Source organism: Photorhabdus laumondii subsp. laumondii (assembly GCF_003343245.1).
In the GTDB taxonomy this organism is placed as follows: Bacteria; Pseudomonadota; Gammaproteobacteria; order Enterobacterales; family Enterobacteriaceae; genus Photorhabdus; species Photorhabdus laumondii.
Map to the genome: position 1 here is coordinate 930,549 of NZ_CP024901.1, position 12,835 is coordinate 943,383.

A 12,835-nucleotide genomic window follows, 5' to 3' on the forward strand; every position below is an offset into this window, starting at 1 on the left:
AACAAAGAAGCAACTTGAAAGATGACGGGTATATTTCCGATAAATAAAGGCGATCCTATGACTAATGATATCAGCCCGTTGTTAAAGAGATTAGGTGATAAATATAACTTCACCGATAAGATAATTGAATCAGGTTATAAATCTATTTTTGATATTATAAGAACACCCCGTCATCTATTTTTAGAGAAGTATAATTCAAATCATCAGGTAGCAGATATTTATGATACAGCAAACAGCTATGCTATACAAATATCCCATAAATTTCGCCAGCAGCATTATATTCATAATACATATACCAGTCGTCAAGTGGACCGTAAATTTCTCCGCCAGCGTTACGTTCATAATACATATGCCAGAAGTTATTCTTCTCTTTCATTAAAAGAAGTTCCTCAATATCAATCTTTATTTCAGGATAACTGGCAGCAATATTGTCCAAATGGCGCACCGGAAGCGAATAATTCACCGGTTGCTTATTTAGCAGAGATTTATAAATTAGCGATGGATATTGAATCCAATGCGGATGCTGAGGCCATTAAAATAGATGAGCGCCGCGCTGATTTAGCGCATTTAATGCTGGATGAAGTGAGTATTAACCAGGAGATTTCAGCACTGTCCTTGGTTAATACTATGCTAAGTCAACGTTTGGAAGCTATGTTAAAACAACAAGGAAAGACAAATTTATCCAGTTATGATCTTTTGGCTAATGTACGTTATCCATTTCAACTTCCTTATGATTATGCACAAAACCAAATTAATCTAACATTTGATAATAGAAAACTTTTTTGTTTGAAAATGATGCAACAGACAGATAAGAGTTATCCTTATTTTCTTAAATCCAATCTGAATACTGCTAATGGAGAATTTGTCACACCTTTAGCAAATCAGCTAGGTATTTCCCAACAAAAAATAATCAATGAGCCGTTAAAACCATCTAATAAACAATTCTATCGGGATAATTACGGTGTTAATAGTGCAGGCTTACTTGAATTGTTATCGATTTTTACTGCACAAACGGCTCTTTCTGTCGCAGAGGTTGAGCAATTATTATGTGTGAAAGGGATATCTACCAATAAAGGGGGGACATTAGAGCAAAATAATGTGAGATTATCTCAAAATGTGCTTAATTTAGGTCTACCTGCGGCTCCTTATCATTATGGTGCCGTTTTTATTAATGGGCCGAAGGCAAAAGAGAGTGATTTCCTACATTTGTATCGTGAGTTTGTCTCAAATGATAATTTACCACAAGCGGTAAATAAATTATCAGGTGTGAATCATGAACGCTTTGATAGGCTAAATCGCATGATACGGTTGTGGAAATGGATTAAATTGCCGGTAGATAAAATTGATTTATTGGTGACGGCAACGATGCGGGCAGAAGGGGATGCAAATAAGCAATTACAGATGAATGAGAATACCTTACGTATGCTAGGTATTTTCCATCATTGGAGCAAAAAATATCATATTTCACCTGATGATTTTGCCGCGTTGATATATCAAATTACTCCTTTTTCGATGGGTAAAGATATTCCTTTCTTTGATCAGATATTCAATTTATCTTCGCTATTTGATGCACCATTGGTGATTGATGATCGTGAGTTTTATTCAGAGAAAAAACAGGATGATAATATCATTAATAAGTTATGTGCTGGATTGAAAATTAAAGAAAAAGATTTTTCTTTATTAGCACCATTAGTTGCTGAATCGATGGGTAAAAAGAGTTTAACATGTTCACTTTCTGTTGTTTCTGCGTTTTATCGTATTGTGCAATTGTCGAGAATTTTAGGGTTAACACCACAGGAAGGTGTGGTTATTTTAACATTAATCGGTGGAAATAAAGTATTAAAGCAGGTCACGGGTATGCCTTATTTATCGCAATCAGGAAATAATAGGCAAACAGATATTTTGGATATTATGATTGCAATGGAGCAAACCATAGAATGGTTGAGAATAAATAAATTATCTGTTGGTACTCTGCAATTATTCTTATTACCGGCTAATGAAGTTATTATGACAGGAAATGCGGCGCAGGTGGCCTTTATTAATCAAGTGGGATTGCATCGTAATTCGGAAATTTTAACTCTGGAAAGTTTATCGTCAAATATCTTACCAGCATTAGACGATAATGATAATTTGATTGATTGGTTAACTCCACGTCAAACTGTTTTAAATGCAGTATCTCATCAAAAATATGGTTTAGTTAAGCATAATGTTAATATTATTGATGAAATTAATAAAACGATAAAAAGTATATTACTTGATGATAAAATCAAAGTATCTATTACTGAGCAATGGGCTGCAATTATTAATCAAGCTCAATCTGCACAAAATGCAATATCGGCCAGTATGTTGGCAAATGCATTTCAGCTATCACAACCGTTTCCTTTATTTATTCTAAACTGGATCGGCTCAAGTAGTTATGATTTTTTATTGAAGTCATTTGAACTGTTTGATAAGAAAAATTTACAGCCAGAGATGATCAGTCAGGATTATTTGATACTGATGTATGATTTATCGCGATATATTTCAGTGATTAAGACTTTCCGACTGAGTACTGTGATGTTGCATCATTTTTCTGAACATCCTGAATGGTTTGGCTGCCAGAACACGCAACTTTCTTTGTCGGTTATTTATTATTTCAGTCGCTACCGAGATTGGATAAAATTAGTTGCTTCTTTAGATAACGCGGAAGATAAAATATTGCGTTATTTGGAGTTAGTTAATACGAATAATCAAAGTAACGATAAAACTAATATGGTGAAAATATTAACTGAACTATTGTCATGGCAGCGTGATGAAGTGCTATCAGCTAATTCACATATTATTGGCAAGGAAGATAATACAGCAAAAACATTGGCTGAAATAGATATCATGATGAGACTTAAATTTTGGTCTGAGGAAATGGCACTTTCCATGCATTCATTATTAGCAACGATAAATATCAATGCTCATTCCTCTTATCAGGATTATAAGCAGGTCGGTATAGCGATGGTAGCAACTCTGTAAAAGTAATTGTCATAGTGGAATAAAAAAATTTTAATAGAGGTTCAGGATATGAAAAATATTGTTGCTAAAAAATTAGCTGAGAGTGTTCGTGATGGATTGGTTGGTTATTACTTGGGGCATATTTCAAAAACAGATAATGTACCTGATTTAAAAACGCCGGATGATTTGTATCAATATTTACTTATTGATAATCAGGTATCTAGTCAGGTTAATACCAGTGTCGTTGCACAAGCGATTTCCAGTGTTCAGCAATATATTAATGGCATTATGCTTAACATGGAACCAGGGTATGATTATCAATATGAAGATAAAGTAAAAACATGGAATAATGTTTTAAGCCAATATAATATTTGGGCTGGTTTTCAACAGTTATCTAATTATCCAGAGAATTATATTAGCCCTATATTACGCCATGGTAAAACAAGTGATTTTAAAGAGTTGGAGGATAATTTAAATAAAGGTAAATTGAGTGATGAGGTTGTTCAGGAAGTCATATTGAATTATTTGAATAAATTTGAAGAAATAAGTAATTTAGAGCTGATGAGTGGCTATATTAATGCGACTAAAGAATTAGCTCCCGCTCAGGCTGAATATTATTTTATTGGTAAGATGAATATTACGCCAGGTCAATATTATTGGCGATCGCTGAATATGGCTAATCGAAATGTGCAAGATGTCATTAATCCTACGGCTTGGAAAGAGTGGGAAAAAATTGGTATTCCTGCTACTGGGGAAGTGATTAAGATCCGCCCAGTCGTTATTAATGGTCGTCTTCATATCGTTTGGTTGGCACATGAAGCAGATAATAGTAAAGAAGAAAATTATTATAGTATTAATTTGATATATCGAAAATTTAATGGTGAATGGAGTCTTCCAAATAAATTACGGACTTTTACGGGTGATAAGAGTAAAATTAATGATAGTTTTGAACTCATTGCATTAATGGATTTGCGAGCTGAGCCTGTATTAGTTATTTCTGCTATTTGTAAGCCAGTAAAAACAGAAAATAATACATCGGGAGAAAAGAATTATCCGTACTCCTGTAATTTACTATTTAACGAAGTTCCTGTGCCTCTGGTGGGTGAAAAGTCATTAGATCTCTATATCTATCAACAGATTAAATCTAATCCTACGCAAGATCTGACACAATCAAATATGTTGTCAGCCTATTTTGGCGATGCATATAAATTAGTTGATAAGCCTGTTTATCTGGAGTCAGGAAGTTACCCTGGGCTTGCGACAAAGAAAATGACACTATTTGCTGAAATGGGTAGTGGAAAACTGCGTCTCAGTGGTAATAATAGTTTGTCGATTGGGAAAGAGATTATTAGATCTGTAGCATGTGATATTAATCTTAAAAGTAAATCGAGTGAAGCAGGAAAGGTTAATATTTCACTCGCGGATGGTGCTAAAGAAAACAATGGAAAAATAACAGTTTCTGTCGCGGTGACTATCAATGATAATAGTTATGCATCAGGTGACTATTTTTATATTATGTTTAATTCTAGTCAGAGTGGTTATCCTGAGTTGAATGTTAATTTTTCTGAATGGGGACAAAAACAAGGTAATGTTTATCATTTTACTAAAGAAATGGAAGTGCCTCTGTCTGGATTACAAGAAGCTAAAGTATTTAGTTCCGAACTTAATAAATCGGGTGGTAAGCTTGTTGCTTCTGGAGAGGGAACGCCAAAAATAGATATTGATCATTCAGGTTCTAGGGAGGCCGATTTCTGTTTATGGCATACTAACGGGGGGAGCGATAGCCTGTTATATTCAGAACGCCAATTACTCAATGGAAAGAGTATTATTTCTACTGTAGAACTTGATCTCGATAAAATAAATGGTAAGGATTCGAGTGTATTTTTAAAATTAGGTTATAAGAAAGAGGGCGAAGATGCGGACTTAGGTTATAACCATTATGAAGTTAAACTAAGTAAAACTTCCTATCCTAACCTGCTGTTGACCTATAATAAAAAAACGCAAGCACAGTATCTGGATATTACTGAATTACAATTTAAATATCGATCTATCAGATTAAATACCCTATTTGGCAAGGAGCTTATTTCACGGGCTAACAATTCTATTGCTGATGTATTGAGTTGGGAGGCGCAAAATATTAAGGAGCCGCTTATTCCGGGGGGTGGTGAAAATAATGATTCTGCGCTTAACGGGGCAAATAGTATTTATTTCTGGGAGCTTTTCTTCCATGTTCCTTATTTAGTTGCGTATCAACTCAATGCTTCACAACAATATCAGGATGCCCAAAACTGGTTGCACTATATTTTCAACCCAGGAGTAAAAAATAAGGCTAATGGTAGCCCAAGCTATTGGAATTGCAGCCTGTTAGAGGTTTCTCAAGATAACTCAGTACAATTAAAAAGATTACAAGATCCAGATGCGATAGCTTATGCCGATCCGGTACATTATAAGAAAGCCATATTTCAAATGTATGTACAGAACTTAATTGATTTTGGTGATAGTTTTTATCGCTTTCTGACCAATGACGGACTTAATAATGCTAAATTACGCTACCTTCAAGCACAGCAATTACTTGGCCAAAGACCCGATTTTGATTTAGTTAGTCATTGGCTACCGCTTGAGTTGGCAGATGTCACCTCTTCAAAGAATAATAAATTACGCGAATTTGAGAGTAATATTGATCTTGATATATTAATTGATCTTCCAGCCACTAAAGTCAGTGCTTATACGGTGGTTGATAATGCAATATTCAGAGTCCCTTTGAACAATGATTTACTGTGGTATTGGGATATTTTATCTAGCAGATTTTATAATTTGCGCCATAATTTAACTTTAGATGGTAAACCTTTGTCGCTACCATTATATGCAACACCGGTCGATCCAAAAAATTTGCTTGCTTTACTGGCAAACGGTGGATCGTTATTGGCAGCAGGCAGTACCGGTATTTTGAATATACCGCCTTATCGTTTCCGGGCATTATTACCCAGTGTTTATCATGCGGTAGATACATTAAGTCATTTTGGTGATTTACTTTTAAGTACGCAAGAACGTAAAGATTGTGCGGAACAGGAAGAGTTGAATCAATTACATTTGAAAGAGTTAGCTATTTTCGCCATTTCATTGCAGAAAGATGCTGTCGTAATTGCTGAAAAAGGAAAAGAGGCATTATTAAAAAGTCAGCAGACATTACAACAACGGATTGATCATTATAAGGCGCTTTATGATGAAAATATTTCTACAGATGAAACCTATGCTCTGAATTTACAAGGTACGGCAAAAATTATTTCTTCTGTTGAGGAAGGAATGTTAACCGCCGCCGGTGCCGCTTCGCTGATTCCTAGCATAGCGGGAACATCATTTGGTGGACAACAATGGCATATGCCGCTTGTTTGTACTGCGGGTATTACACGTACTGCATCATTAATCATGCAAATGGCGAGTGATACGTTGAGTGTTAAAGCGGGTTATAACCGGCGACGTGAAGAGTGGGAAATTCAATATAAACAGGCGGAAAGTGAGCTGGAAATGTTGAAAAAACAGATTGAACAGCAAGAGGCACAAATCTCCGCCGCGAATACAACATTACAACAATCTCAGGCTCAACTGCAAAAAGAGCAGGATATGTATCAGTTTTTTACTGTGACCAGGGTAACGAAATCTTCGCTTTATCAATGGCTGAATGATCAGATGATGTCATTATATCGTCAGGCTTACGATGCAGTGCTTTCGCTATGTTTAAATGCACAAGCATGCTGGCAATATGAAATGGGGGATTTTGCCACACAATTTATTGTGCAAAATAGTTGGGACGATAACCATAATGGTTTATTGGTAGGAGAAAAGATTAAACTGAATCTACTGAAAATGGAATCGGCTTATTTGAATCGTAATGAACGTCGTTTAGAGTTAACTAAAACGATCTCGTTAAAAAATCTATTATCTGGTACGAAAAAATGGGACGATATTCAATCTGAGCTTAAAACCGGTGAGGGAGTTACATTTATACTGAACGAGAAATTATTTGATCAAGATTATGCCGGGCATTATTTACGCCAGATCACGTCTGTATCGGTCACGCTGCCGACATTAATGGGTCCTTATCAGGATATTAAAGCGACTTTAACTCAAACGAAATGTTATACATTGAAAACGCCGGATATTAATGGTGTGAAATATTTACTTTCAAATAAAGAGGGCGATAATAAACAAATTGTCACGAATTTGAGAGCGAGCCAACAAATCGCACTTTCATCAGGGATTAATGATAGCGGTACATTTAATCTTAATTTTGGTGATGATCGCTATTTACCTTTTGAAGGAACGGGGGCGGTTTCTGACTGGAAACTCACTTTCCCATCAGCGGCAACAGACAATATACAGCGAGATATTCTGGATAATTTGTCAGATATTATTTTGCATGTACGTTATACCGCGAAGGATGGCGGTGAGGCATTTGCTGGTCAGGTAAGAGAACTACTTAAATAATACATTTATTTATTGTTGTTTTTGTATTGAATCAGGAACCTGATAAATTTATTTATATTGTTTAACAGGTTCTTGTTATTTTAGTCGGGAATTAGGCCATGATGAACAATACGTTAAAAATTGACGGCCATGTGGCTGTTATCACTTTTGATCCAGAAATCGAGATGTTTCGTGGTGAATTTGTCGGGTTAAATGGTGGTGCTGACTTTTACGCTTATAACATTGGTGAGTTGAAGGAAGAGGGCGCTAAATCTCTGGCTCTCTTTTTTGATGAGTGTAAAAAAGAGGGTATAAAACCTTACAAATTGTATAGCGGTAATGAAATCAGGGGCTTTTAAGTAAAAGTGAAATTCAGTGCGCTAAGCACTGGATTTCACTTTTGAGAGAGTTAAACGATGGGTAACGTGGTTAAAGTGACTTCCGGCTCGCTTATCTCGATATGCCGGATATACACACCTGCATGAGCCATCATCGCAATCAGTTTATCCACACTAAAAAGTTGTATTTTCCCCCTAGCAAGCTCTGAAACATGGGGTTGGGTAATCCCCAGTACTTTGGCGGCTTCAGCTTGGGTAAATTCCCGTTTTGCTATCCATGCATTGAGAATATTTATTAGTTGAGCACGGATCTTCATGTTTTCGGCCTGCTCTGGTGTATCACTGATCGCGTCCCATACGCTTTCAAAAGTCTGCATTTTCATGATTTCCGCTCCTGTATCAGTGCGTTAAAGCATTTTTTGGCAAGTTCTACATCTTGCTTACTGGTTGACTGTTTTTTTGGAAGCAGTGCAGTACTTAAATTGCTAACCTGAATTCTAGCTTCAAGTTTTTTGGTTAAATCACCGTTAGAAATACCTACCTCTTCCAATTCTTTGGCAAAGCCAAGCATTTCGTTCAATTTAGTGCCCACTTTCACCTCATACTAAAAGTCTTGGTTCGAGCATTTTTTTATCATTATACTTCAGAAGTTCTGCGACAACGTATTTTTAACCTGCCAAATCATCTTTCTCAGGCCGCCATTTGGCGGCCTAGCCTCTTGATTTAAAAGTCAGAATCTTTTGCAATCAAATTAACCGCTATTTTTCTCGGTCAAAATAAACATTCCAAACGGATGAATTTCCAGATAGTAATTATCGCCAACATCGGGTTGCAATTGGGTGGCGTTAATCTGTAACAACAGAGTTTGTCCTTGCCAATCGACTGTGACTTCATATTGTGGCCCCATGTAAGCCACATGGCTGATGGTACAGCGTTGGCTAATATTTCCATTACGGCTCAGGGTGATAGCTTCCGGTCTGACGCCTACCGTTACCGATTGCCGGTTGGTGGTGAAGTTGGCTGGTCGTGGCAGGCGATATTGGAAAATCTCAACATAATCAGTAGCCAAAGTCGCCGGGAAGATATTGGCATCTCCCATAAAACTTGCCATAAATTCAGACGCCGGTTGGCGATAGAGTGTTTGTGGCGTGCCGATTTGCATGATTTTACCTTTATTCATCACCAGTACCGCATCGGAAACTGCAAATGCCTCACTTTGATCATGAGTAACGTATAGCGAGGTGATATTAAATTGCTGCTGTAATTCGCGGATTTTCTCGCGCATACTGCGGCGCAGATTGGCATCAAGGTTACTCAGCGGTTCATCGAAAAGTAACACTTTAGGTTTGAGGATCAGTGCGCGAGCGAGGGCAACACGCTGTTGTTGACCACCGGAGATTTGGTCTACGTAACGATCTTCAAAGCCGCCTAAATCCACCAGCTCCAGCGCCTCTTTAACCCGTTCGCGTATTTCTGCTTTAGGCTGCCCTAGCATTTTCAGCCCGTAGCCAATATTTTCCCCCAGTGACATATGCGGGAATAGAGCATAGGACTGAAATACCATGCAGATATCTCGTTGCTGAATAGAGCGATCTGTGACGTCTTCACCGTCAATGAAAATTTTACCTGCGCTAGGTTTCTCCAGCCCGGCAACCAGACGTAATACGGTGGTTTTACCGCAGCCGGATGGTCCTAACAGCGTGACCATATGTCCCTGCGGAATAGAGAGTTCCAGATTATCGATCACGGTGTTGTTACCGAACCGTTTGGTTACATTTTTCAGTTCGACAAAATTTTGTTGTGTCATGTTGTCACTCCGTGATTACTGTGTATTTTTGGCTTTGGAACGAGAGATCCGCGCTTCGCCAATCAGGTAGTCAAATAAGAAAATAATGGCCAGCATAACCACAATCAGGATCGAGCCATAAGCGATAGCTACTCCGTATTCTCCATCTTCCACTCGATTCAAAATATAAGCGGTTGCTACGCGGGTGTCGGGTGTGACCAGGAAGACAATCGCGCTGACGGTGGTAATCGCACGAACAAAGCTGTAGATCAGTGCAGATAAAATCGCCGGGCGCAGTAAGGGTAACAGAACATGAAGGATGGTTTTCATCGATCCGGCGCGCAGGCTGAGTGAAGCTTCATCCAGTGATTTATCAATTTGTCCAAGACCGGCAATCCCTGCCCTGATACCTACCGGCACATTGCGCATGGTCATGGAGATAATGACGATTGCCGCCGTTCCGGTGAGATAAAAAGGTGAATCGTTGAAGGCTAGAATGTAGGAAACCCCAGCGACGGTACCCGGTACGGCAAAGCACAGCATAGTGGTGAATTCGATGGTTTTTTTACCGCGAAATTCCTGGCGTACAACAATGTAAGCAATCAACAGACCGAGGATCGCAGTAATGGGGGCAGCGATACCGGCGTAGAGTAGGGTATCCAGTAATGATGGCCATGCGCCATCGTGCATACCTTGACCAAATAGTTTGATGAAGTTATCTAAGGTCAGGGTGTAATCCACTCCCCAGTTGACGGTGAAACTGCCGTAGAAGATGCTGCCGTATAACAAAATGTTGAACACAACCCAGATAAATAGGATGGCACAGACTCCCCAAACCAGTGACGTTGGCAACGGTTGTACATCACCACGGTAGGATTTGCCGGAAACCGTGACGTAGGAACGTTTACCAATCCACAGATATTGCACGCAGAAGACCAGCAGCGAGAAAACCAGCAGCGAAGCGCCGAGAGTACTGGCGGCTTGATAGTCGAGTTGAGAACCGGTGATATAGAAATAGATCTGGGTCGCCAGTACGTCAAAGCTACCGCCCAGTACCAATGGGTTACTGAAATCAGCCAGCGACTGGACAATGACAATCAGGAAAGCGTTCGCCAGTGCCGGTTTCAACAGCGGAATAAAAACATTGAAGAACGTCTGATAGCGATTGGCACGCAGAGTATAAGCCGCTTCTTCCAATGAGGGATGGATGGTTTTGATTGCGCCATCAAGGATCATAAATGCCATTGGCGTAAAGGCTAGCACTTGCGCCAGCCAGATGCCGGTAAAGCCATACAGCCAGTTGGTGTTGGTTAGGCCAAACCAGGTTGCCATAAATTCAGTGATATAACCGGAACGGCCCATCATCAGGGTGACGCCTAAACCGACCACAAACGGCGGCGTGACGATGGGTAAGATGGAGAATACTCGGCCAATAATGGCGGAGCGGCGGGCGATTCTGGCGGTATAAATTGCCAGTACCAACCCGAAGAAGGTGCAACCTGCGCCAACCGCCAGCGAAAGTAGAACAGAGTTGATGATAACCTGAATAATATGTGCTTGCCCTAGGATCGATATAAAAGCAAATGGGGCAAACTGACCGGCATCATCCGTAAACATCGGAATAAAGATGGCAATACTCGGATAAAGGATAAATAGGCCGATGAGGGCAATAACTGCGACTAATGAACCGATAACAAAACTATCACCACCTAGCCATTCAAGGCGAGACAGGGCTAGAGTAATCATCGCGCCCAGTGAGATAAACAGGAAAATCGTAGCGTAGCCCAGCCCACGACCGATAATGGCCGCGCTAATAACCACAAATAGCGCGCATAGTAAGGCATAACCCGCGTCAAAATAGTGGCGGTAAGGTTGATTGCGGTTTGCTGGTGTGAGTGGACGTAATAGCAGCGCTGAAGGCAGCAGGAACCACAGTAAGCTGATGTTTAATCCGTTCCAGCCGTAGGCGGCGAGCAGTTCATCTTGAGTAGATTCAAAAAGGCCGTAGTCCAGGCTCCATGATGGCAGAAGCGCGAAGGCCAACCACATTAGGGCAATCCACCAGAACACGGCATCCTGCTTTTGTCTGAATGCGTGAGACATAATTTCCTTCCATTTTATTATTGTGTGGTAGCAGCAGTAAGAAGCTATCCATTGGTGCGGGAACATAAAGTAGCCTGACGGATAGCTTCTAAGGGCGGAGGTGATCCGCCCTTGACTGACTTTATTTCGCCATTTTCACTTCTGTCACCCATTTGGTAATTAACTCTTTGCGTACATCATTGGCACCATATTTATCCATGTCGTAATTGATCAGTTTTAGATCGGATAATTTAAGCGCCAAAGGAGAAGCTTTTGCCGTGGTATTGGTCAGGATCTGATAAGCTTTCCCTTTCTTCCAACTCAATTCTTGTGCTTCTTTGGATAACACCCAGTCAACAAACCGTTTGGCGTTGTCCATGTTGCGGGCATTTTTGATGATACTTACGCCGCCGATTTCATAACCGGTGCTTTCACATGGCGCGATAAGTTTCAGTGGTGCGCCATTTTCTACTTCTAATGAGTAATCATGCAGGAAACCGATACCAATCGCAGATTCGCCACGGGCGGCATTTCGGGCTGGGGCAATACCGGATTTGGTGTACTGAGAAATATTGGTATTGAGTTTTTTCAGATAATCAAATGCCTGATCTTTGCCCCATAATTGAACAAAGGTTGCCAACGCGGTGTAAGCGGTGCCTGAACTTTGAGGATCGGCAATCTGAATTTCGCCTTTATATATCGGTTTGGTGAGATCTTTCCAGCAGGTTGGAATCGGCAGATTTTTCTCTTTTAGACGTTCAGTGTTGACGCCATAACCAAGAATACCGACGTAAACGGCGGAGCTGTAGTTGCCTTTGCGTTTAGCCGGGTCGCGGAACTGCGGCATGATTTGTGTCAGATTAGGGGATTTATAAGGTTCTAGCAGATCCATCTCTCCCGCTTGAGATTGTGGGTCCAGAGTCCCGCCGTACCAGACATCTGCTTGTGGATTGCGTTTTTCGGCTTCAATTTTTGCCAGAGTACTGCCTGAACCATTACGGACAAAAGTGGTTTTTACATTATATTTTTCACCGAATGCTCTGGTTTCAGTTTCACACAAGGCGTTAGTGGCGCTGCAATAAACGATCAAACGTCCGGCGGCTTGAGCGCTATTGGTAAATGCAGCAACGACCAGACCGGCTGCGATAAGTGTAGAGAGAGGTTTCAGTTTCATCATTTTATC

General features: G+C 39.9%; 8 protein-coding genes. 3 read left to right on the forward strand and 5 right to left on the reverse strand.

The genetic code is table 11. From position 1 onward, the window contains the following. The first annotated feature begins 57 nt into the window (after nucleotides 1–57). The 3 genes from PluTT01m_RS04160 to PluTT01m_RS04170 all read left to right on the forward strand — a co-directional run bounded on the left by PluTT01m_RS04160 (nucleotide 58) and on the right by PluTT01m_RS04170 (nucleotide 7,805). Nucleotides 58–3,003, forward strand: coding sequence for a Tc toxin subunit A (locus tag PluTT01m_RS04160; protein WP_011145179.1), 2,946 nt, complete (start codon nucleotides 58–60; stop codon nucleotides 3,001–3,003). Between the two features lie 48 nt (nucleotides 3,004–3,051). Next, entirely contained in the window at nucleotides 3,052–7,467 is a 4,416-nt protein-coding gene (locus PluTT01m_RS04165; protein ID WP_011145180.1) for a Tc toxin subunit A-related protein, read from the forward strand. A gap of 98 nt (nucleotides 7,468–7,565) precedes the next feature. Further along, nucleotides 7,566–7,805: a type II toxin-antitoxin system HicB family antitoxin gene (locus PluTT01m_RS04170; protein WP_228956897.1), complete on the forward strand. Its 240-nt coding sequence runs from the start codon at nucleotides 7,566–7,568 to the stop codon at nucleotides 7,803–7,805. Between the two features lie 50 nt (nucleotides 7,806–7,855). On the opposite strand, the gene PluTT01m_RS04175 is transcribed toward PluTT01m_RS04170, so the two are convergent. The 5 genes from PluTT01m_RS04175 to PluTT01m_RS04195 form a co-directional block, all read right to left on the reverse strand. After that, the gene (locus PluTT01m_RS04175; protein WP_011145182.1) at nucleotides 7,856–8,167 is read right to left on the reverse strand and encodes a helix-turn-helix domain-containing protein; all 312 of its coding nucleotides are present in this window, start codon (nucleotides 8,165–8,167) and stop codon (nucleotides 7,856–7,858) included. Then, nucleotides 8,164–8,376 carry a hypothetical protein gene (locus tag PluTT01m_RS04180; protein ID WP_041379923.1) on the reverse strand — a complete coding sequence of 71 codons (213 nt, stop codon included), beginning with the start codon at nucleotides 8,374–8,376 and terminating at the stop codon, nucleotides 8,164–8,166. The genes PluTT01m_RS04175 and PluTT01m_RS04180 overlap by 4 nt, the downstream gene beginning before the upstream one ends. A 159-nt stretch (nucleotides 8,377–8,535) precedes the next feature. Beyond that, complete coding sequence (gene fbpC, locus PluTT01m_RS04185) at nucleotides 8,536–9,591, reverse strand: ferric ABC transporter ATP-binding protein (protein ID WP_011145184.1); 1,056 nt, start codon at nucleotides 9,589–9,591, stop codon at nucleotides 8,536–8,538. A gap of 15 nt (nucleotides 9,592–9,606) precedes the next feature. Next, on the reverse strand, nucleotides 9,607–11,673 hold the full coding sequence (locus tag PluTT01m_RS04190; RefSeq protein ID WP_011145185.1) for an ABC transporter permease: 2,067 nt from the start codon (nucleotides 11,671–11,673) through the stop codon (nucleotides 9,607–9,609). 121 nt (nucleotides 11,674–11,794) lie between these two features. Further along, a complete protein-coding gene (locus PluTT01m_RS04195) occupies nucleotides 11,795–12,826 on the reverse strand; it encodes an ABC transporter substrate-binding protein (RefSeq protein WP_041379924.1) in 1,032 nt (343 codons plus the stop codon). Nucleotides 12,827–12,835 lie beyond the last annotated feature (9 nt).